Genomic DNA, 22,539 nt, shown 5'->3' on the forward strand with positions numbered 1-22,539 from the left:
TCGCCTGACCGCCTGGAAAGGCTTGCTTAATGTATTTAACGGCGTCTTCCGCATGATTAATTTCAAAGGAATACATCTCGTATTCATCTTCCATCCAGTTACGCACGGACTGCACATCAATTAATTTTCCTTTTTGAATGATCGCGATCCTGTCACACATCATTTCCATTTCGGATAATAAGTGGCTGGAAACAATGACTGCCATGCCTCTTTTTTCAGCCAGCTCGCGCACATGCTGCCGAATTTCTCTGATTCCTGCCGGATCCAGTCCGTTCGTCGGCTCATCAAGAATTAACACTTTCGGATCGTGCAGAAGCGATTGAGCGATTCCCAGGCGCTGACGCATACCTAATGAATAAGTTTTCACTTTGTCATGAATGCGCTCGCTTAAACCGACGAACTTCACCACTTCATCGATTTTCTCCTTCGTGATGCCTTGATGCATGCGCGCATATTGCTGCAAGTTTTCGTAGCCTGATAGAAACTTATACATTTCCGGGTTTTCTACAATAGCCCCAATATTTTCGACTGCTTTCTCGAAGTCCTTTTGGATACTGTGTCCGCAAATAACGATGTCGCCTTCGGTTATTTTCATTAATCCCACGATCATGCGAATCGTTGTTGTTTTTCCCGCTCCGTTCGGGCCGAGAAAGCCGAATACCTCTCCTTCTTGAATCGAAAAGCTTAGCGAATCAATAATTTTTTTCTTTTTAATTGTTTTTGAGACATTTTTCAATTCCACAAGTGCGGTCATGACTGTCCCTCCTCCGTAAAATTATTCTTAAGCCATTGCAGGATAGAGGTTCCATTCTCCTCCCGCAGACTTTCCACATGACAATGCGCCTTTATTCTGCCTGCTTCCATGACAATTGCTTCATCTAAAACCGGCTCAATTTCCGTTATTTCATGAGTGGCAATAATCACTGTCTGCTCTCCGAAATTGATATAAGAAACGAGACCTTTGACGATTGTATCCCGCACCATTGGATCGAGACCGCTAAATGGCTCATCCAGCAACAAAACCGGCGCTTGCCGGGACAGGACGAGCAAGAGCTTTAGCCGCCCCTTTTGCCCTTCCGACAGCTTCGATATTTTCCTGGATGGATCCAATTGCAGAAAATCCATTAATTCCTTCGATTGATCCAGGGAGTAATCCGGAAATTGAGAGGAGTAATAATCAACCATTTGACTGATAGTTAAATTGGGATAAAGCATTCCTGAGCTGGCCAGAAAGGCTACTTCCGAGGAAATGCTGCGGTCAACGCGCCGGCCGTTCACAGTAACTTCCCCCTTAGTTGGAAACACAAGACCGGCAGCCATCTTCATTATCGTCGACTTTCCGCTTCCGTTGGGACCGAGAACGCCATACACTTTTCCTTTTTCAAAAGTGAAGGTCAGTTCGTCGAGCGCCTTTCTGCCGCCATAACGCTTGGATACCTGCTGAAGCTTAATCAACGTCCTCACTCCCCTCGTTCAAGAATTGCTCAACAACCTTGATAATCTCATCATCCTTAACGCCGATGCCGCGCATATTCTGAATGAATTGATGAATCATTTCCTGCTGAATGCTTACACGCAGCCGCCTCTTAACCTCAGCCTTTTCTGTCATAAAAGTCCCCTGTCCTCTTTTGGTCTCTATCACACCCATGCGCTCCAGCTCCCCGTAAGTTCGTTGGATCGTATTGGGGTTCACTCCCGACTGGATGGCCATCTCCCTGACGGAAGGAAGCTTCTCCCCAGTCTGAATTTCTCCGCGCACAAATTGCTGAATAATCCGCTCGGCGATTTGTCTATAAATAGGTTTAGATGTTTTAAATTCTGCTGTCATTGGTCACACCTCTACTTTTCGGCTGAGCAGCCAACAAGTCGCTAAAAACAGTACGACAACAAACAAAGCCGGGAGTATGAGCGGCCAAATGAAAATAACGGGCTCAGAAGCCGACTGCAGGGTTAATCCCAATAAGCGGTAGCCTTTCAAATTAGCATGGAAGCTTTCGCTGATTGGAATTGCCCAGCTGGACAATAATTTGCGGGTGGTCCGCAAAGCAAGCACCCCAGCCATAAGCACCTGCATAGTCAAATAAATCAGGACAATAATCAGCCAGCGAAACTTCTTCAATGCCGGAAAAGCGTTGAGCGAGTGATAGACAGCCCAGAAAAACAGCCCCAACAAAGTGAAGTAGATGGCCGATGTTAAAATGCCTCCGTTAATCAAGAAGCCTTCCAAATAAGGAATGCGCGAATCAAAATTCGTGATAATCTCTTTCGGAAACTCAACGGAAAACGAAGCCAGCGTAAATCCATCAATAAGAATGAGCGAAGCAGCCGTGACAGCAAAAGAAATGAGCAGCTTAGAAAGCAGCAATTGCCAAACGGCGGCTGTTCCGTGCAGCCAATAATGGCCTGCTTTCTCTTCTTTATTCAGCAAAACCATCATGGCAATCGGCAGGGCGGCTATATGAAAAAGAGCGGCTAAATAAAGAAAGACTATTACCATATCAAAGGTATCAAAATAAGAAAAAAATGCCGCTCCTACAATAAAAAGTACAGTCTCTGCCAGTAACCATACAAGAAAAAGGTCTTTAATTAACAGAAAGTCTTTCTTTATTAACCCACGAAACATTGCCCTCCCTCCTTTCGTGTACTACTGTACTAGCCAAATAGTACACTAAGACGGAAGATATGTCAACTCTATCGCCATCTATTTCCCTGAAACTGCGTCTTAGATTTTCGACAATGCCACAAGGCCGTTGACCACCAAATGAGACCAAAACGAGCTCGAAGCGGATCATCATTTGCTTAGCGCCGGAATTCAAAACATTATTGTCCCGGCTTCAATGCTTGTCTTTTCTCCATTCACAATCGCAGCCTAATAATCTGTTCTAAACTTGCAGCAGCTAGTCCACCTACCCAAAACAGCATTACCTTTTTTCGTTTCCTGTTACTCTCCTTTCGTTACTATACCTCCCATCCCACATTTCCATAACAATCAACAGATGGAACTTTTACTAAGACTTAAGACTGAACATCGAAATGCAAAGGAGCCTCAAAAAAATTTAACCAGCAGAAAATCCTAAAATAGAGGATCAAGATCCTCCTCGTTTATCCCGTGCGGAAGATACCACAAGACTCCCGCTTCAAGAAAGATGAAGCTTCTATGATCCATGAATGCCTTGCGGCGAAAAAAGTCAGTCCTGAACAATTGTTGCAAGTGGAAATGGTCGTTGAAAACAAAATGGCACAGATGGAAAAAGGCGCGAACCAGGATGAATACGGAAAATAATAGAAGGACAAGCACCAAAAATGATCCTCCGTTAAAAAGCTGGCCAAATCCGTGAACGGTATTTTTTTCCCGCTCCTAGTGAAATATAAACGGCAAATGAAGACATTCGGCGACCGAAGCAGCTCTCCCAAAATCAATACAGATGCCATATTTATGAGAATGAAAGAAGATCACATGAAAAACGGGCGGCTAAAGCCCGGATGCAATGTGCAGATGGCAATGGAAAATTAAGTCCTCTTGTTCTATACCATTCACCATCGTCCAATGGATACCCGCTGTTTCATTCCGCACCTGGGAAACTGAAAGGCTCCCGCCTGCCGTATCCAAAAAAGGTGACCGCCGATGCCGGGAAAGTGAAAACAACTACATGTGTGCGACGGAAGAAAGAATAGACGATTTGATTCCTTACACCCCCTACCTGAAAGAACAAAAGCGCAGTTTTAAAAAATGGTTGTCAGCCAAAGACAAGGCCTGTAAAGAAGAAAACAACGTATATATAAAGACCGCCGTATTCGCTTCAAACGTTGCTCCGCCTATACGGATTCTTTATGAATGAGAGGATTGGACGGAGGCCCGCTGAAAGCCCAATGTACAAGAGCGAAAGGGAAACCGGCAGATTCATCGCACCCCCGTTTGCGAAGAAATGAAAGCAAAAGCCAAGAACTGCCTTTGGTCTGACGAGAACATACCGATTTATGCCCGGAGAAAAAACAAGGTCGAAAGTGCGTTCGGTCCTCTCAAGGGCAATCGGTCGTTCTGCCGTGTTTCGCTGCGTAGCCTTGCGGCGGTTCATACAGAATACGTCATTGTGGCGATAGCCCGCCACTCCCTGAAAATGACAGGTCTTGCCCGAACATTTTCAGGAAGCCCGCTCACAGCAAAAGAACGCGGAGAGAAAAACGAGCTGTTTTTCCCTCCGCGTTCTTATTTTAGGGGATTATGAGACAGCCCCTTCTTTTAATCGTTCACGCGCGCAATAGGAATGCCTTTCAACCGCTCACGGACGACATAGCTGGCCATAATTAAACCGCAAGTGGATGGTACAAAAGCGTTGGAGGAAGGCGGCATTTGCGCTTTGCGGACTTCCGCGTCATCCTTTCCAACAACTTTGCGCACCTCTTCACGAATCACAATCGGGCTTTCGTCAGAGAATACAACCGGTATTCCTTTTCTAATGCCTTCCTTGCGCAAGCGCGTGCGGATCACTTTAGCAATCGGATCCGTATGCGTTTTCGAAATATCTGTAATTTGAAAGCGTGTCGGATCGAGCTTATTCGCCGCTCCCATGCTCGAGATAATCGGAATGTTTCGATTTAAGCATTGCTTCATTAAGTGAATCTTATAGGAAATCGTGTCGGACGCATCCACAACAAAGTCTAAATCATAACTGAAGAACTGTTCGAAGGTTTCTTCGGTATAAAACATTTTCAATGCGATGACTTCGCACTCCGGATTAATATCAGCGATTCTCTCTTTCATGACATCCACTTTCGGCTTGCCGACTGTGGATAATAAAGCGGGCAGCTGGCGATTGACATTGGTGATATCAATCGTGTCTTTATCAACTAAAACAAGGCGGCCAACACCGGAGCGGGCAAGCGCTTCCGCAGAAAAGGAACCGACCCCGCCAATTCCCAGAATAGCCACCGTTGTATTTTTTAAAATATCCAGCCCTTCTTTGCCAATGGCAAGTTCATTTCGAGAAAATTGATGCAGCATGCAAGGATCACTCCATGTCTATTTATAGTCTGTTCATTCAGATAAGACCTATCTTACTTAAAAAAGAGCGGGCACTCAAGTATTTTAGCCTAAAAAAACAGCCTCTGAGAACAGGAGGCTGTTGATGATGAAGGAAGAAGAGTAAGTCCCAATCGTGCCGTCCGATGGATCTATATGTTTTGAGCCCGCTCTTGGCAGGTGGGTGTCCTGCATTAAGCTTTATACGTCCTCTACCAAGGAAGCGTGTATGCCGCTTAATAACCCCGGACTCCCTAAACATATATTGTTCGGTCAAAACAGATAGTAATGGAGACGAACACATCAGGACTTACCTTTGATGACTACATCTTATCATATGCATTTTTTGTTTTCAAGCAGTTAATTATCAGAATATTTAATTATTGTCTTTTTGCTGTTTGACGAATAGCTAATTGCAATTCTTCTAATTGACTATCGCTTACCGGGCTCGGCGCATCCATCAGCAGATCACTCGCGCTGGCTGTTTTCGGAAAAGCGATCGTATCGCGAAGGTTTGTGCGCCCAGAAAGCAGCATGACAATCCGGTCAAGCCCGAGTGCAATCCCGCCGTGTGGAGGTGTGCCATATTCAAATGCATCAAGCAAGAAGCCGAATTGCTCTTTCGCTTGCTCTTCTGTGAAGCCGAGAAGCTCAAACATTTTCTCTTGAATATCCCGCTCAAAGATTCGGATGGAACCACCGCCAAGCTCATAGCCATTTAAGACAATATCATATGCTTGAGCCCGCACCTCTCCCGGCTTTTCATCAATCTTCGGCAAGTCCTCACGAACCGGCATCGTAAATGGATGGTGAGCGGCATAATAGCGGCCATCTTCATCATTGTATTCAAGAAGCGGCCAATCAGTAACCCACAGGAAGTTAAATTGATTCTCATCAATTAATCCCCGCTCTTTGCCGAGCTTCAGACGAAGCGCGCCTAAAGCATCGGCAACCACTGATTTTTTGTCAGCGACAAACAGCAATAAATCTCCTGCCGCTGCATCGGCTGCTTCGATAAGCTGCGCCTGTTCTTCTTCCGTAAAGAATTTAATGATCGGTCCCTTCAAGCCATCCTCTTCCACTTTCATCCAAGCAAGCCCTTTCGCGCCATAAATAGCCGCAAATTCGGTTAAATGATCAATATCCTTGCGGGAATAATCCGCTCCGCCGCCTTTAACATTGATGAACTTTACTTGCCCGCCGTTTGCCACAGCACTCGTGAATACTTTAAATCCGGAATTCTTTACAACATCCGACGCATCGATCAGTTCCATACCAAAGCGTGTATCCGGCTTGTCTGAACCAAAACGACTCATCGCTTCACTGTATGTCATTCGAGGAAACGCCTCTGTCATCTCGATTCCCTTCACCTGCTTCATAATGCGCTTCAGCATTTCTTCGGTCATCGCCATGATATCTTCCTGGCTCATAAAGCTTGCCTCAATATCAATTTGTGTGAATTCCGGCTGACGGTCAGCACGCAAGTCCTCATCACGGAAGCAGCGGGCAATTTGATAATAACGGTCAAACCCGGATACCATCAGCAGCTGTTTGAAAATTTGCGGCGACTGCGGCAGCGCGTAGAATTCCCCTTCATGCACACGGCTTGGTACCAAATAATCGCGGGCTCCTTCAGGCGTGCTTCTTGTAAGAATCGGTGTTTCTACATCGAGAAAGCCCTCTTCATCTAAATAGTCGCGAACGGCTTTCGTAATGTCACTGCGCATCTTAAACGTTTCATACATAACCGGACGGCGCAGGTCCAAATAACGGTATTTTAAACGAATATCCTCGGATACCTCCACTTGATCTTCAATCATAAACGGCGGTGTTTTAGATTCGCTTAAAATCACTACGTTTTCCACTTCAATTTCAATTTTTCCTGTAGGAATATTTTCATTTACTGTGCTTTCATCACGGGCAATCACCGTTCCTTGAATATCCAGCACATATTCGTTGCGGACTTTCTCCGCTACCGCAAGGGCTTCCGCGGAGGTTTCTTGATTGAATACGATCTGCACGATGCCTGTCCGGTCGCGGAGATCAATGAAAATTACTCCTCCTAAATCACGGCGGCGCTGAACCCAGCCCTTTAATGATACTTTCTCGCCGATTTGCTGTTCTTTGATTTCTCCACAATAATATGATCTGCCAAACATTTATTTTTCCTCCATCTTGTTTTTTAAGATCTTCGCCAGCTGATCCAGCTGAATTTGCTGCTGTTCGCCTGTTTCCATGTTTTTCAAAGTAATTTGGTTGGCCCGCAGTTCATCCTCGCCAAGAATCGCTACAAATCGGGCATTCAAACGGTCGGCTGCCTTGAACTGGGCTTTCATTTTGCGGTCTTGGTAATCGCGCTCCGCTTTCAGCCCGGCGGACCGCAAGTCATGCAGCAGTTTCACGCTATAATCTTTCGCTTCGTCTCCAAGCGTAACAAGATAACAATCCAGAGCGTTTTCATTCGGCCAATTTAAGCCTTCTGCCTCCACGGCAGCTATGAAGCGCTCAATGCTGAATGCAAAGCCGATCCCCGGTGAATCAGGCCCGCCTAACTGACTGACCAAACCGCTGTAACGGCCCCCGCCGCATAATGTTGTAATGGCTCCAAACCCTTCAGCATCGCTCATGACTTCAAATGCGGTGTGATTATAATAATCCAACCCGCGTACAAGAGTCGGATCCACCACGTATTCAATGTGTAAATCCTGCAAATATTGCTGCACCTTTTCAAAGTATGTACGTGAATAGTCTGTTAGATAATCCAAAATGGAAGGAGCAGTGGCCATTAGCTCATGTTCTCTGTCTTTCTTGCAATCAAGAATGCGAAGCGGGTTTTTTTCGAGGCGGCTTTGGCAATCGGAACAGAACTCGCCGATCCGCGGCTGAAAATGCTTGATAAGCGCTTCCCTGTGAGCCGTGCGACTTTGAATATCTCCTAATGAGTTGATCACCAGCTTGATTTTCTTAAGTCCTGCCGCCTTGTAAATATCCATTACAAGAGCCAGCACTTCCGCATCAATGGCCGGATCCTCACTGCCGATCGCTTCCACGCCGAATTGGACAAATTGGCGGAAGCGGCCATGCTGCGGACGTTCATAGCGAAACATCGGCCCGCTGTAATACAGCTTTACTGGCTGATTGGGATCCCCGTACATTTTATTTTCGACAAAAGAACGGACAACCGCTGCTGTTCCTTCCGGGCGGAGTGTCAGACTGCGGCCGCCCCGGTCTTGAAACGTATACATTTCCTTTTGAACAATATCGGTCGTATCGCCCACCCCCCGCTGAAACAATTCCGTATGCTCAAAAATTGGCGTGCGAATTTCTTTATATTGATAGTTACGGCATAGCTCTTTTGCAATCTGTTCGATGTACTGCCACTTTTCGACCGTTCCCGGCAAAATATCTTGCGTGCCGCGCGGAATTTTTACATTCATCGTTTTTCCTCCTTCTTAAATAAGCTAACATCCCATCGGCGGACGGGTTTTTTCCAAAATAAAAAACTCCCGTCCCTGCGAGCAAGGGACGAGAGTCAGTTTCCCGTGGTGCCACCCTAGTTAAAGCTGATTGCTCAGCTTTCACTTTTCCAGTTAACGCCTGCCTACGTTTTCCCCTACTTACAGGTTCAAGGAAAAACCTCTGGAGTGTTCCTTCATTAAGCCGCTGCAAAAATGCTTCCAGCCAAGGCATTTTCTCTCTGTCGCCAGCGATTCTTAACTACTTTTCTCCTTCAACGGTTGATTGACTTTTTTAACTAATGCACCTATTATAAAAAACTTTCCTAGTTCATTCAAGCTTCTTTTTGAACAAGCCGTGAGAAACAGCCATCCATCTCTTCTTGCTGCTTTTCACTCCGCGATCGCAGCATTCCGTTCTTTGCGAAGCACTAAAATTCCGAAAGAAAACCCGGCTTGTCAAGGCGCTGCCTATACAAGCCGGATCATTTACTTGCTTTCAAGTATGAGTGTAACCGGTCCGTCATTGATAAGCGATACATCCATCATCGCGCCGAAAATTCCGGTTTCCACTTGTATGCCCTTAGCTTTTAAACAGTCATTGAAGTGGTCATATACCGATTTCGCTTGATCACCCTTCGCCGCCGCCATGAAGTTGGGACGTCGGCCCTTTCGACAATCTCCATAGAGCGTAAATTGGGAAACAGATAAGACCGAGCCGCCCGCCTCAATCAGAGAACGGTTCATCTTGCCCTCTTCATCTTCAAATATCCGTAAATGAACGACCTTATCCGCTAAATAAGCCGCCTCCTCTTCTCCATCTTCATGGGTCACCCCAACAAGGAGAACGATCCCTTTGTCAATTTGGCCAACCACTTTCTCATCAACGGTTACAGAAGCTTCCTTGCTTCGCTGCAGAACTACTTTCATGTCTCAACACCCTTAATTTAAAATTCTTCTCACGGAGTAGATGTCCGGAATTTGCTTAATTTTTTCGACTACTTTATGAAGGTGATTAACATTATGAATATAGAGCGCCATATCAATTTTCGCCACTTTATTGCGGTCGGATCTGCCAGATACAGCGGAGATATTCGTTTTGCTTTCGCTGACAGCCTGCAGTACTTCGTTCAAAAGCCCTTGCCGGTCATAGCCTGAAATTTCAATTTCCACCATATATTCTTTTTGATTGGCTGCCCCGCTCTCCCACTCTACCGGAATCAGACGGTTGGCAGACTCTTCGTCTGAGACATTTAAACAGTCCGCTCTATGAACAGAGACGCCGCGTCCTTTCGTAATATAGCCGACAATTTCATCTCCCGGCACCGGGTTGCAGCAGCGGGAAAGACGAATCAATAAATTATCGATTCCCTTTACTCTTACACCTGAATTTTTTTTATTAGACGGCTTTGCCGGTTTCAATTCCTTGACAGGCTCTTGCACGGTTGCTTCTTGATCCCGTATTTTCCGAAGTTTTTCCGTTAGGCGGTTGACGACCTGCACAGCCGTTATGCCGTTATATCCAACAGCGGCATACATATCTTCTTCATTGGAAAAGTTAAACTTTTCCGCTACTCGCTTCAGATTATCCGGCGTGAGAACCTCCTTCACGTCGAAATCCATATTTTTAATTTCCCGCTCGATTTGCTCACGGCCCTTTTCCACATTTTCGTCTCTATTTTGCTTTTTAAAGAATTGTTTGATTTTATTCTTCGCCTGTGAGGTTTGCGCCATCTTAAGCCAATCTTTGCTTGGGCCATAGGAATGCTTGGAGGTCAGGATTTCCACAATGTCGCCGGTCTTCAGCTTGTAATCCAGCGTCACCATCTTTCCGTTCACTTTGGCGCCGATCGTTTTATTGCCGATCTCTGAATGAATCCGATAAGCGAAGTCAAGCGGCACAGAACCGGATGGAAGTTCGATTACATCGCCTTTTGGTGTAAACACAAACACCATATCGGAAAACAAGTCAATCTTTAAGGATTCCATGAACTCTTCCGCATCCGCAGAATCATTCTGGTATTCCAAAATTTCCCGGAACCAAGACATCTTTTTATCAAAGGAGGCCTTTTCGTCAATCGTTCGGCCTTCCTTATACGCCCAGTGAGCTGCTACCCCATATTCAGCGATTTGATGCATTTCGGCCGTGCGGATCTGAACCTCCAGCGGATCGCCTTTAGGGCCGATAACGGTCGTATGGAGCGACTGATACATATTCGTTTTCGGCATGGCGATATAATCTTTAAACCGTCCGGGCATTGGCTTCCAGCATGTATGAATAATGCCAAGCACCGCATAACAATCTTTAATGCTATCGACGATAATTCGAACGGCCAGTAAATCATAAATTTCATTAAATTGCTTGTGCTGCAAAGCCATTTTTCGATAAATGCTGTAGATATGCTTCGGCCTGCCGGATAAATCGGCATGGATATCCAGCTCCTCCAAGCGGCTCTTCACATCTTTCATGACTTCCTCAAGATACAGTTCGCGTTCCGCCCGCTTGCGCTTCATCAGATTCACAATCCGATAATATTGCTGCGGATTTAAATAGCGGAGAGCGGTATCCTCAAGCTCCCACTTAATTTTGGAAATGCCGAGCCGGTGGGCAAGCGGCGCGAAAATTTCTAATGTTTCATTTGAAATCCGCCGCTGCTTTTCGTGCGGCAAATGCTTTAACGTCCGCATATTATGCAGGCGGTCAGACAGTTTGATTAAGATCACACGAATATCCTGCGCCATGGCTACGAACATTTTCCGATGGTTCTCGGCCTGCTGTTCTTCTTTAGACTTGTACTTAATTTTCCCCAGCTTGGTCACACCGTCTACAAGCATGGCAACTTCTTCATTAAATGCCTCTTCCAAATCTTCAAGCGTAATCTCGGTATCTTCCACTACATCATGTAAAAAACCGGCTGCTACGGTTGCCGGATCCATTTCTAAATCAGCCAATATTCCCGCTACTTGAATCGGATGAATAATATACGGCTCTCCTGATTTGCGGTATTGCTCTTTATGCGCTTCCTTTGCATACAGGTAAGCTTTCTTCACAAACTCTACATGCTCTGAATTTACATATTCACTTGTCCGTTCGATCACTTGTTCGGCGGTTAGCACCCGATCATTCGCCATATGTTTACTCACCTTTGCCATCATAAAATATTTAATCTTTTAAAAAGAATGTAATTGTCCCTATTATCGAAAAAAAAAGACGATATGTAAAGCCATCTTGCCTATTTTCTAAAGAATTTTCAAGAAAATTGTCGATAATTGTCTCATTCTACTAGTATTTATAGGTTTCGCCTGGAAATATATAAAAAATGAGCACAGAAGTGCCCATTGTTTTCTCACTCATATGGAATTAAGGTCAACACATCATAGCCTTCCAATTTACTGCGGCCGTTCAAATACTCAAGCTCAATTAAAAACGCGATGCCGGCTACTACGCCTCCGAGCTGTTCCACCAATTTAATAGTGGCTTCGATCGTTCCTCCCGTCGCCAGTAAATCATCGGTAATGAGAACGCGCTGTCCCGGTTTCACGGCATCTTTATGAATGGTCAGTATGTCCTTGCCATACTCTAATCCATAATCCACTTTCACCGTTTCCCGCGGAAGCTTGCCATCTTTACGAACCGGAGCAAAGCCGATCCCGAGAGCATAAGCGACTGGACAGCCGACAATGAATCCACGGGCTTCCGGCCCGACGACTATGTCGATTTCCTTTTCCTTTGCATAGTCGACAATTTGATCCGTCGCATAGCGAAAGGCTTGGCCGTCTGCCATTAATGGTGTAATATCTTTAAATTTTATTCCCGGCTTTGGCCAGTCTGGAACAATCTTAATAAACTCTTTTAAATCCATGATTCTGCTTCCTCCTCAATTTCAACAGGGGCGTTTACATGCTGATCCAACCAATCCTTTAATTCCTGATAGGAAGAATACAGCAGCTTATTCTCCAATTCAAATTGTGCTTTTTTATTTTGATAGGATGGAGATTCACTTAAATCGCGCTTTGAAGCACGGGGATTTAAATGAATCACACCATCTTTCATTGTAACAAAATCCAGTTCAAAAAACACTTTCGACATGAAATTTATCGTTTCCCGCGACCAACCCCGATGTTTGGCCAACTCGTCTCCATACCGATGCAGATCGAAGATTTTCCGTTTCATTAAAAATCCATAAAACCATTTAAAATGATCGCGGGTAGGGAGCGTGCTGAAAAAATGATCATCTTTCTGATAAAAATGGACATAGATACGGCTTGGACGCCCATTTTCAAGCAAGCGTCCGATGTATTCCTCAGCCGGGGGGAGATCAACAAGCACGACATTCTTCCCCGCAATGTCCAGCTGAGCAGCCATTTCCAAACCGTCCACTTCGATCAATTCCCCGTTCAAGCGGGCGAGCTTCAGCTCATGGACCGATTCTTTTCTAAACACAATAATCAGGCGCTTTTCCGGCACTTTCTCTATCCACTTGTCCAACTGGCGGTGACCGCGGACGTCAAACAGCTGCCAGTGATCCACGCATAGATCTTTCAAGAACATTTGCGGTTTGCGGATATGATTCCATTCATTGACCGCCAGTTCCCCAATAGCCGATACCTTGGAAAAAGGGGCGATGTGATCTGCAAAGCTCCCCATGCCAAATCCGATCGCATCAAGCGCAGCGGCTCCCTTTTCAAGCTGCAGCTTCAAATGGGTTTTGTCCGATCCGATTTTGCGCATAGCAGATACTCCCACGCACTCAATGAGCACCTTAGGTTTAGGATTTGCCATCCCATACGGGGCCAGCGCCTCCAGCTGCTCCACTACTTGTAAATTAATATCTTCCAGCGGCACCGTCGCATCAAGTTCGGTAACCGGGATGAAATCTTCGGGGGCAAGCTGCTCTTGTGCCAAAGCGCACAGGCGTGTTCTTAACTCGTCCACGTCTGCGATCGATAGCGTCATGCCAGCTGCCATCGGATGGCCGCCGAAGTGGGGCAGCAATTCACGGCAAGCGGACAGGTTTTTAAATAAATTAAAGCCGGGAATGCTTCTTGCTGACCCTTTAGCCAGCTTTGTCTCCTTATCAAAGCTGAGCACGATGGCTGGCCGGTAAAACTTCTCGACAAGCCGTGAAGCAACAATGCCGATGACGCCCGGATTCCAGCCCTCCTTTCCAATCACGAGCACTGGATATTGTTCAGGCGGATAAAAGGAGGCCACGATGTCGATTGCTTCAGCTGTTATTTCGTTAACAAGCGCTTGGCGTTCCCGATTCATCTCATCGATTTCTTGCGCCAGCCGCTTCGCCGTACTCTTATCCTGCGTCAGCAGCAACTCAACAGCGGGATCCGCATCCGATAGCCGGCCGGCAGCATTCAGGCGAGGAGCGATCATAAAGCCAACCGTTTCTTCCGTAATGGCTTCTTTTTTTGTTGCGGTCAATTGGCATAACGCTTCAATGCCCGGTCGATTCGTCTGCTGCAGCTTTCTTAACCCGGCTCGGGCAATGGCCCGGTTTTCACCTGTGAGAGGAACAAGATCGGCAATTGTTCCAATGGCTGCTAAGTCTAGCAAATGCTCCGGCATAGCCCCGTATAGGGCATGAGCCACTTTAAAAGCCACCCCTACGCCGGCTAAATGCCCAAACGGATACTTTCCTTCCGGCAGCTTCGGATGAATAATAGCCAGCGCCTCCGGAAGTTCTGGACCCGGCTCATGATGGTCGGTAATAATTAGGTCGATGCCCAGCTCCTTTGCTAGTGCTGCTTCTTGAACAGCCGCTATTCCTGTATCAACTGTAATAATTAATCGAAAGCCGCTGTCACTCGCCCAGCGGAATGCTCCTTCATTTGGGCCGTAGCCCTCTGTAAAACGATTCGGGATATAAAATTCCGCAATCGCTCCTAAATCCTTTAACACGGTCATCATGACGGACGTACTACTAACCCCGTATAGTGATAGGTAAGCCTTTGATTTGATCTCCGGCTTTTCCCCCACTCCACACCGTACGGGACGGTTTCCCGTCATACGGCGTTCCATCGAACGGTTTCAACTCGCTGATCTTCTGCCAAACAGAACATACTCCTCATTTTCCGCTTACTATTTGCCAGCACTAGGCTCGCTTCACCTGCAAGCATGAGCTTGCTAAAGCATCCGCTTCCCTGCTATCGCTTACTGGACAGTGAGAAGGAATTTAAAGCACCGCCTTGCAACCGCGGTGCTTGCCGCCTTTTCATGCTGTTCGCTTATCCGGCACAGATCCGTTTTTGAAACGTTCGACTAGAGCCTATCCCTCCGCCATTTATTATCATGGCTTCACCGGTACTGTGGCTCCGCTTTCACATGAGTAAATCGATTTTAATAGGCCAAAACAGCCCTTTATCTACCGAACTGCTTCATAGGCAGGCTAATACCTCCACATCTCATGCTTTCCACGTTCCGATTTCTCTATCCTTACATATATCCTTAGGTTTCTCCTATGGGCCTGTATGCTTGAGCTTGCCTGTAACAAGCTATGGGCTTTCATAACGCAGAGTTTTACTCACCCACACATACCGATGGCACGGCCACCCGCTGCATTTCTGCAGCTATTATGTCTAGACCCGTATATTCAGAGATTCGCCAGTGCTGCCTAGCACATTCTAACCATAGATATTTTATGGACTCCCGGCATATAGGATACACCATCCACCTCTGGACAGCTTTCGTGTCAGCTGTTTGCTAGCTTTCCGCTGACTTACGGTATCTCTCTGCCGACTTCACCGGGCTTCACACCTCCCGATTTAACCCTCGAGAAGGCATGCCGGAGTATCAGAGTAGGCGTTTCCAGGCGTTACCCCATCATTCCGCCTATCAAGAAATCAGTTCTCCCAAGGAGATCAAGCAGCTCCCCAGTGCCTAAGCTTTTCACTTAGAAACGTGTCGCACCTGCGTCATAATCACCAAATACCAGAATCGGTTCCTGCTTATCGATCGCTTGCTGTATTCTTTGTACTGCCTGATCCATTCCATTGAATAGAAACGGATCGTGAAAACCATTGTCTTGATCAAATAAAAATTGCCGCGCCGACACTGCATCGGTCACGCCTCGATTTATAAGCAATGAAGCCAGCAGCGGACTTACCTCCAGCTGCTCAGCTAATTGATTTCGCTTTTTTTCATCGGTTTGACGAACAAGCCAACGGGTTTTTGATTTTAACATACACTCACCCCTCAACCTTACCATTATACAAAAGGAAAAATCGGGTTTCAATGCAAGGTCTTTTTCCCTTAATTTTAGCGCTGGATGCCAGAGCTCTTTTCTTGCTGCGGTCTTCGAAGCTTTTGGACCTGTTCAAGCGCCGGGCTTTCGGCTTGTCCAAAAAACTCTTATGTTTAGAAAAAGGGCGGTCTCCAAGCCAACTAATTGGCAGAAGAGACGCGCCCTTGAACGGTTTACTCGCCATCTGGAACGGTGCGAAAGTTTTTTTGCTCCGGCTGTTCAGCCCCCTTCGCTTCATGCAATTCCTGCTTGAGCTGTTCAATCTGATGAATCAGTACTTTATTTTGTCTGCGCAGGCTGATCGTGCGGAATACACTTAACGAAAAAGATATGAAGCCGCCCATAAATACTGAGAAGATAATCACCAGAACGAGCGGCCACTCGGATTTTCCAAACAAGTAATTCACCGTGACTGGCTCAACATTAATCACAGCGAACACAGCTACAATTAAAGCAAATGCAACGCCGAGCAGCAAAGCGGATTGGGTTTTCATACTTTCTCCTCCTTAGCCGGATGATCGGGATGAGGCAGCTGTCTGTCTTCCATGCTGCAAAGACCCGTATTTTTTCTCTTTCTGTTCCACCTTCTACCGGTATCGAAACCTTCTATCCTTATCATACATCAAACGGAAGATTCCATGCGGACGCACAAAGCGGCTGTCTAAAAAGCTCCATTCCCGCTAACATATATCCAAATTTAAAGCCCAAGAATGTTGATTTAACAGCATTCTTGGGCTTGAATGTCTTCATTTTTTAGGGTGAGCCATCACTTTCTGGACATCCCCTTTGCGGCCGCTTCCGCTTTTCTTTGTCCAGCTGTAGGGCCTAGCCCCTCGAGGTCACAAGCCCATCTGTCTTCAAGGTTCAAGAACAACCTTGCAGTCAGCTGATCTTGTGCTGGTCGGGGCTTTTCGAGGCCCTTCCGCTTTTCTTTGTCCAGCTGCAGGCGCTAGCGGCTCGAGGTCACAAGCCAAACCGCCCAGAAAGGTAAAGTGCACCTTTCTATGCGTTCTGTCTTGTGCTGGTCGCCACTGAACAAGCGCCTTCCGCTTTTCTGTTACACTTGCGGTTCGTCGCTCCATTTTTTCTTCTCTTTGTAAGTGATGATGGCCCCTTTCTTTTTAAGCTCTTTTTTCTTCCATACAAGCCAGAGTTGGGCGGCGATGAAGAGGGAAGAGTAGGTTCCTGAAACCAAACCGACCAACAGGGCGATTGAGAAGTTCAGGATCGAGCTGCTTCCTAATAGCAGCAAGGCGACAACGGCAAAGACAACGGTCAGTACCGTATTGATTGAGCGTGTTAATGTTTGGCGCAAGCTGCTGTTGACAACATCCTCCAATTCTTCTTCGGTTTTAATTTTGCGCTTTTTCGCCATATTCTCACGCATGCGGTCGAAGGTAACGATTGTATCGTTGATCGAGTAACCAACAATCGTTAAGACGGCCGCAATAAAGGTAATATCGACCTCCAAGCGCGTTAAGCTGAACAGAGCAATGATGAAAAACGCGTCATGCAGCAAAGCAACAATCGCCGCTAAAGCCATGTAAATCTCAAAGCGCAAGGTAACGTAGAGCACGATGCCTAAAGAGGCAATGGCTAAGGCAAACATCGCATTCTTCGCCAGCTCTTTCCCGACAACCGGCGACACGGTGCTAATATTCGGCTCGTGGCCATATACTTCTTTAAAATGAGCTTTCACATCAGCCACTTCTTTTTGCGTAAAAGAATCTTTAAAACGGACAACCCCGATTTCTTTCTTCTCTCCGGAAATCACGATGTCGTCTGAAGATAAATCGGCCTTTTCTAATTCTTTTTTCAGCCCTGATTCCGAAATAGACTGCTCTGCCATGACTTCCATCCGTGTCCCGCTGGAGAAGTCAATGCCGAGATTCAAGCGGAATATCCCAAGTACGATCATGCCGGCAATAATGGCGACAATGGAGCAGGCAAAGAATTTGCGGTGATGCTTCACAAAATCAAAGCGGTCAAATTTCGTCGGCAAATCAAGCGTATCGTAGTTTTCGCGAATATCTTTAATGTCTTTTTGATGAACGCCGAACCAGCCCGGCTTATTCTTTAGCAAACCGCTTTTCACAAACAATCCAAGCAGCAGACGCGATCCCCAAATTGCTGTGATAAAGCTGACGATAATGCTGATAATCAGCATAGTGGCAAACCCTTTAACTGAGCTTGTACCAAAATAGAAAAGCACAGCGCCGGCTAAAATCGTCGTCAGATTGGCATCAAGTATAGTCAGGAAGGAGTTTTTGTTTCCTGTCTTGAAGGCCGACTGGATCGTTCTGCCGACTTTAATTTCTTCTTTAATCCGTTCGTAGGTGATGATGTTAGCATCTACCGCCATCCCTACACCTAGGATCAGAGCAGCAATACCCGGCAGCGTTAAGACGCCGTTCATCAGCTCAAAAATTAATAAAATCAAATAGATGTAAACTGAAAGCGTAACCGCGGCAATTACACCTGGCAAGCGGTAGTAGAACAGCATAAATAAGAATATTACAGCAATGCCTACAATGCCGGCAAATACCGTCTGATCAAGGGCTTTCTCTCCAAATTGAGCGCCTACGGAAGTGGAATAAATTTCATTCAGCTTCACCGGCAGCGCTCCGGCCTTTAATAAGGAGGCAAGATTTTTTGCTTCTTCCACAGTGAATTGACCGGTAATGCTTACTTCATTGGTATTGAAAACTTCGCCGACCGTGGCGGATGAAATAAACTTAGGGTTTTTCTTTTGCGCTTCCTTGGCATAAGAATCTTTCCCCTCTTCAAAATCAAGCCATATAACCATCTGGTTATTCGGAGCTAAGCTCAGAATATGCTCAGTCACCTTTTTAAACTTCTTTCTATCTTTCAGCTGAACGGCCACACTCGGATTCCCGTTTTCATCAAAGGATTGCTTCGTTCCGCTTTGAACGATGTCCTGGCCGTCCAGCATTAATTTATCATTAACATCACGGAATGTGAGATTGGCTTGAGTCGACAGCAGCTTGCGAGCTTCTGATTGATCTTCAACGCCAGCGAGCTGAACGCGAATCCGGTTTCCTTCCTCCACCTGGATGCTCGGTTCACTCACGCCCAGAACGTTAATCCGTTTATCGAGAGCTTCCGCCGTATCGGCCACAACTTTCTCGGTGATTTTCTGTCCTTCTTTAGCAGGCTTGACTTCATACAAAACTTCAAACCCGCCCTGGAGATCAAGCCCCAGTTTAATATCTTTCACGATGTCCTTCGTCGTAAGCCCTATAGTGCTCGCCAATAAAAGCACGATAAGAAAAAAGGCTACGATCCGGCTGCGCTTTACCATTGTGTCACTTCCTCCTTAGTTAAGCTAATCTTGTAAAATAGCAATAAATGCTGCATGATAAAGTGAACCTTCAAACAGTGAGGCTTTATCGCCCGCTGTTGAAGAGAAGAACAAGGGCGAACATCATAACATCCCGATGCCGCGGCCTCCCACTTAGACTTTTTTGCTCTCCGCTCCATTCCTGAAGCAGGAGATAAAGGCACCTTACATGCGAGATAAAAAAAATTCTGGCCAAAGGACACCAGAATTCCTCAACAAAACTATTATGAAGCAGAAAATAACCGCTGTCAATTTAAGCCTATTGCTTTTTCGGACCAAGCAATTCCTGCAATTCTTCTTCGTTGATTTCTTCTAGCCAATTGGACGAACGATAGGCTTCCAGCTGAGCATAATTCATATAGTCGCCAGGTGTCGTAGAGACAATATCCGCTACCAGCTTATGTACACGCGCCTCATCCTTTGGCTTCTTCCACTTTTTTCTTAACAGATACCCCCAAAGCGACGGGATATCAATAGCGCCATACTCCAGCAAACGAAACTCCTCCACTTTGCTCTTCAGCGCCGGCAGCAGCAGCTGGAAATACTTTTCGTAAGGGTGCTTATCCGCCAATCTACTCATCCCCTTTATTTAGAAGAAATGATGAACTTGTCATGCTTGCCCACCTGTCAAGCATATATATCATTGTATAGCAATTTATCCATTTTGAGAAGGCAGGGAGACAGATGACCAAGTTTATTAAAGGAACTCTCATTTTAATGGCAGCCCTCTTAATTACAAAGATTCTCGGATTTGTCAACCGGATCGTCATTGCCCGTCTGATCGGGGAGGAGGGGGTCGGGCTTTATATGATGGTGTTTCCCACCTTTATCCTGATTGTGACGTTAACGCAGATCGGTCTCCCTGTGGCGATCTCCAGAAGTGTCGCAGCTGCGGAAGCGCAGAAAGATCACGCAAAGGTCAAAAAAATACTCGCTGTGTCACTCGCAATTACCATTTTTTTATCCCTTATTTTCACACCGAGCCTCTTGTTGCTTGCGCCTTATTTATCTGAAGTATTATTCACCGACCCGCGAACATATTATCCATTAGCGGCGATTTCCCCAGCTATTCCGATCATCGCGGTATCATCTGTTCTCAGAGGATACTTTCAAGGAAAACAAAATATGAAGCCGGCCGCTTATGCCCAAATCATCGAGCAGGTCGTCCGCATTTTATTAATTGCTTTCTTAACAAAGAAGTTTCTGCCGATGGGAATCGAATACGCGGCAGCCGCCGCTATGGCCGCAGCAGCAGCAGGGGAGCTGATTTCTCTTCTTTACTTGCTCAGCATGTTTAAAATCACCAAAACGTTTCGTCTGAGAAAGCGCTTCTTTCAAGCTGTTCATTCTGGAAAAGAAACCGCAAAGGAATTGCTGGAAGTCGCCATCCCGACAACAGGGGGGAGGATGATCGGTTCCCTTTCCTGGTTTTTTGAACCGATTGTCGTAACGCAAAGCCTTGCGATCGCTGGTGTTGGAGCTGTTATCGCCACAAGAGAATATGGAATATTAACCGGCTACGCCTTGCCGGTGATGTTCCTTCCATCCTTTGTCACATTAGCGCTCTCCACTTCTCTTGTCCCAGCGGTCAGCGAGGCTTACACCAAGCGTGAGCATCAGCTGCTGGAATATCGTGTGCAGGAAGCGCTGCGCTTTTGCTTAATCACCGGCGGACTTGCCGTGCTCGTTTTATACTTATATGCCGAACCGCTGATGCGCTTTATGTATCATTCTGCTAATGGCGCCAAGTTCATCGAGCTGTTGGCACCATTTTTCTTATTTTATTATTATCAAGGTCCGCTGCAGGCTGTTTTGCAAGCCTTGAACTTAGCGAACGCAGCAATGATCAACAGTCTTATCGGCGCCGCTGTCAAGCTGGCTGTAATCTTTATCTTTGCATCGCAGCCGCAATTCGGAATTTACGGAGCCGCCCTTGGAATGGCTGTGGGCATCTTGTTAGTGACACTTCTGCACTTGGCTTCCGTGTTCAAGAAGATCTCCCTATCACTAAATATTCGGCAGTATGTGAAGTTTCTGTTCGTTTTAACAGCCGTCTTCTTCTGCAGTCAATGGATCAACCGTTATTGGCTGGATCAGCTGGCGGGACTGACTTTTCTTATTTCAGGGATTGCCTGCACATCATTTTGCTACTTCATCATCTCGGCAGCTGCTGGATTGATTACAAAGCGGGATATCCATCGTCTGCCTTTTCTAAAAAAATAAGGCCGTTTTTTAAGATGGGTCTCTCTCATCAATAAAAAACCGGCCGTCATGAAAACTGCAAAAAGAGATAGCGTCGATCTCTTGGTATCCTCTTTTTTTCAATTCCCGGAGAAGCCATTCTTCTGTTTGCTCGATGATGGATAAATGCTCATGCTGAATTTCTCCATCCAGTATTAAAGGTAAAGTGAAGGTTCCGCTTTTTCGTTTGTTTTCTTTCTGCAAAATTGACAGGCTTCCGGAAGGCTCTAAAATAGCGTATTCAATGTCATCAATATGACGAATATCCTTCTCGCGCATTTGCAGGAGAAGATCTTGAAAATTATAGCGTTGCCTTCTCATCGCATGCTCATTGATTTTTCCTTTATTGATAATGATTTCTGGCTTCCCATCAATAAATTCTCTGAACTTTTTGCTCTTTAAGGAGATGAAAGCGAAAGTGATTTGGATGACCGCCAGAACGGCAATGGGTACAATGGTGTGCATAAGCGGTTCATTCGGCTCTTCAATTGCAAATACAGCCATTTCGCCGATCATTAAAAATACGACCAAGTCCAAAATGCTGAGTTCGCCGATTTCTCTCCGGCCCATCAGGCGAAAGATAAATAAAATGACAATGTACAATAAGACCGCACGCAAGCCAATCGTCCAATAAACCATAGGAACCTCCTTCATGTTTTGACCGTGTTACCTATTAGTATGGACGGCGATGCTAAAAAACATGAAGAACAAACAATGGTAATAAAGGAGGAAGAATAGTGAAGTCTTTCAGCTACAGTGTGATGTATGGAACGCTTGTCATTTTCGGCTTTGCCCTTGTTTGCAGTCTGATTTTTTCTTTTATTTTGCGGTTCAGTTCTATAGAGGAAACCTCCATACAGCTGCCAATTACGATTATTTCTTTTGCGGCGCTGTTTTCCGGTGGCTTTATCTCAGGAAAGCTCGCAAAGCAAAAAGGCTGGTTAACCGGCGGATTAACCGGTCTCATTTACAGTGTTACGATGATTCTCTATCAATATCTCGGCTACCACAGCTCCTTTCATTGGGAACAAATCGTTTATCACAGCTGTTTCTTAATCACCGCTATGATGGGCGGCATCCTCGGCGTTAACCTGTCCTCGGACAAAAGATCCTAGAAAGCAGGAGAAAATAAAATGGCCCCAGCAATAAATTAAGCATAATTATGCAGCCTGAGTCCTGTATTCATCTGAACTCAGGCTGTATACA

Annotated in this window: 19 protein-coding genes, 1 other RNA gene, 2 pseudogenes and 1 other annotated feature; of the genes and pseudogenes, 5 read left to right on the forward strand and 17 right to left on the reverse strand. The window is 45.9% G+C overall.

Annotated elements, in window-relative coordinates:
- Positions 1-102 precede the first annotated feature (102 nt).
- From CEF20_RS10005 to CEF20_RS10020, 4 genes and pseudogenes are all read right to left on the reverse strand, one after another.
- Positions 103-754 (reverse strand): annotated as a pseudogene (locus tag CEF20_RS10005) (ABC transporter ATP-binding protein); the annotation flags it as partial.
- Positions 751-1,455 carry an ABC transporter ATP-binding protein gene (locus tag CEF20_RS10010; RefSeq protein ID WP_100331674.1) on the reverse strand — a complete coding sequence of 235 codons (705 nt, stop codon included), beginning with the start codon at positions 1,453-1,455 and terminating at the stop codon, positions 751-753. The gene CEF20_RS10010 and the pseudogene CEF20_RS10005, both read right to left, overlap by 4 nt.
- Positions 1,448-1,828 carry a GntR family transcriptional regulator gene (locus tag CEF20_RS10015; RefSeq protein ID WP_100331675.1) on the reverse strand — a complete coding sequence of 127 codons (381 nt, stop codon included), beginning with the start codon at positions 1,826-1,828 and terminating at the stop codon, positions 1,448-1,450. Before CEF20_RS10015 ends, CEF20_RS10010 begins: the two co-directional genes overlap by 8 nt.
- 3 nt (positions 1,829-1,831) lie before the next feature.
- On the reverse strand, positions 1,832-2,623 hold the full coding sequence (locus tag CEF20_RS10020) for a hypothetical protein (RefSeq protein ID WP_100331676.1): 792 nt from the start codon (positions 2,621-2,623) through the stop codon (positions 1,832-1,834).
- A 534-nt stretch (positions 2,624-3,157) separates the two neighbouring features.
- On the opposite strand from CEF20_RS10020, the gene CEF20_RS17335 reads away from it, so the two are divergent.
- The 3 genes and pseudogenes from CEF20_RS17335 to CEF20_RS10035 form a co-directional block, all read left to right on the forward strand.
- Positions 3,158-3,283, forward strand: coding sequence for a hypothetical protein (locus tag CEF20_RS17335; RefSeq protein ID WP_269799220.1), 126 nt, complete (start codon positions 3,158-3,160; stop codon positions 3,281-3,283).
- A gap of 51 nt (positions 3,284-3,334) precedes the next feature.
- Positions 3,335-3,514 carry a hypothetical protein gene (locus CEF20_RS10025; RefSeq protein WP_100331677.1) on the forward strand — a complete coding sequence of 60 codons (180 nt, stop codon included), beginning with the start codon at positions 3,335-3,337 and terminating at the stop codon, positions 3,512-3,514.
- Between the two features lie 379 nt (positions 3,515-3,893).
- Positions 3,894-4,226: pseudogene (locus CEF20_RS10035) on the forward strand (transposase); the annotation flags it as partial.
- Positions 4,227-4,240: 14 nt separating this feature from the next.
- On the opposite strand, the gene CEF20_RS10040 reads toward CEF20_RS10035, so the two are convergent.
- The 12 genes from CEF20_RS10040 to CEF20_RS10105 all read right to left on the reverse strand — a co-directional run bounded on the left by CEF20_RS10040 (position 4,241) and on the right by CEF20_RS10105 (position 19,672).
- The gene (locus CEF20_RS10040; RefSeq protein ID WP_100331680.1) at positions 4,241-5,002 is read right to left on the reverse strand and encodes a tRNA threonylcarbamoyladenosine dehydratase; all 762 of its coding nucleotides are present in this window, start codon (positions 5,000-5,002) and stop codon (positions 4,241-4,243) included.
- 141 nt (positions 5,003-5,143) lie between these two features.
- A non-coding RNA gene (ssrS, locus tag CEF20_RS10045) (6S RNA) lies at positions 5,144-5,333 on the reverse strand.
- 67 nt (positions 5,334-5,400) lie between these two features.
- Positions 5,401-7,179, reverse strand: a complete 1,779-nt coding sequence (gene aspS / locus CEF20_RS10050; protein ID WP_100331681.1) for an aspartate--tRNA ligase — start codon at positions 7,177-7,179, stop codon at positions 5,401-5,403.
- A complete protein-coding gene (gene hisS, locus CEF20_RS10055; protein WP_100331682.1) occupies positions 7,180-8,457 on the reverse strand; it encodes a histidine--tRNA ligase in 1,278 nt (425 codons plus the stop codon).
- Between the two features lie 81 nt (positions 8,458-8,538).
- Positions 8,539-8,763 (reverse strand) — a binding site (T-box leader).
- Positions 8,764-8,964: 201 nt separating this feature from the next.
- Positions 8,965-9,405 (reverse strand): D-aminoacyl-tRNA deacylase, encoded by a 441-nt coding sequence (gene dtd, locus CEF20_RS10060; protein ID WP_100331683.1) that lies wholly within the window; start codon positions 9,403-9,405, stop codon positions 8,965-8,967.
- Between the two features lie 12 nt (positions 9,406-9,417).
- Entirely contained in the window at positions 9,418-11,607 is a 2,190-nt protein-coding gene (locus CEF20_RS10065) for a RelA/SpoT family protein (RefSeq protein ID WP_100331684.1), read from the reverse strand.
- 215 nt (positions 11,608-11,822) lie between these two features.
- Entirely contained in the window at positions 11,823-12,338 is a 516-nt protein-coding gene (locus tag CEF20_RS10070; protein ID WP_100331685.1) for an adenine phosphoribosyltransferase, read from the reverse strand.
- Complete coding sequence (recJ, locus tag CEF20_RS10075; RefSeq protein WP_100331686.1) at positions 12,329-14,509, reverse strand: single-stranded-DNA-specific exonuclease RecJ; 2,181 nt, start codon at positions 14,507-14,509, stop codon at positions 12,329-12,331. Before recJ ends, CEF20_RS10070 begins: the two co-directional genes overlap by 10 nt.
- An 871-nt stretch (positions 14,510-15,380) precedes the next feature.
- Entirely contained in the window at positions 15,381-15,671 is a 291-nt protein-coding gene (locus CEF20_RS10080) for a DHH family phosphoesterase (protein WP_100331687.1), read from the reverse strand.
- Positions 15,672-15,904: 233 nt separating this feature from the next.
- Complete coding sequence (locus CEF20_RS10090) at positions 15,905-16,225, reverse strand: LapA family protein (protein WP_100331689.1); 321 nt, start codon at positions 16,223-16,225, stop codon at positions 15,905-15,907.
- A 563-nt stretch (positions 16,226-16,788) separates the two neighbouring features.
- Positions 16,789-19,053 (reverse strand): protein translocase subunit SecDF, encoded by a 2,265-nt coding sequence (gene secDF, locus CEF20_RS10100; protein WP_100331691.1) that lies wholly within the window; start codon positions 19,051-19,053, stop codon positions 16,789-16,791.
- Positions 19,054-19,351: 298 nt separating this feature from the next.
- Positions 19,352-19,672, reverse strand: coding sequence for a post-transcriptional regulator (locus tag CEF20_RS10105; RefSeq protein WP_232713427.1), 321 nt, complete (start codon positions 19,670-19,672; stop codon positions 19,352-19,354).
- 104 nt (positions 19,673-19,776) lie between these two features.
- On the opposite strand from CEF20_RS10105, the gene spoVB reads away from it, so the two are divergent.
- On the forward strand, positions 19,777-21,315 hold the full coding sequence (gene spoVB, locus CEF20_RS10110) for a stage V sporulation protein B (RefSeq protein ID WP_100331693.1): 1,539 nt from the start codon (positions 19,777-19,779) through the stop codon (positions 21,313-21,315).
- 9 nt (positions 21,316-21,324) lie between these two features.
- Here the strand turns inward: spoVB and CEF20_RS10115 are convergent, their stop codons facing one another.
- The gene (locus tag CEF20_RS10115; RefSeq protein WP_100331694.1) at positions 21,325-21,972 is read right to left on the reverse strand and encodes a DUF421 domain-containing protein; all 648 of its coding nucleotides are present in this window, start codon (positions 21,970-21,972) and stop codon (positions 21,325-21,327) included.
- Positions 21,973-22,070: 98 nt separating this feature from the next.
- Between CEF20_RS10115 and CEF20_RS10120 the strand changes: the two genes are divergently transcribed.
- Entirely contained in the window at positions 22,071-22,448 is a 378-nt protein-coding gene (locus CEF20_RS10120; RefSeq protein WP_232713428.1) for a TIGR04086 family membrane protein, read from the forward strand.
- Positions 22,449-22,539: the final 91 nt, after the last annotated feature.

The organism is Bacillus xiapuensis (genome assembly GCF_002797355.1).
In the GTDB taxonomy this organism is placed as follows: Bacteria; Bacillota; Bacilli; order Bacillales; family Domibacillaceae; genus Bacillus_CE; species Bacillus_CE xiapuensis.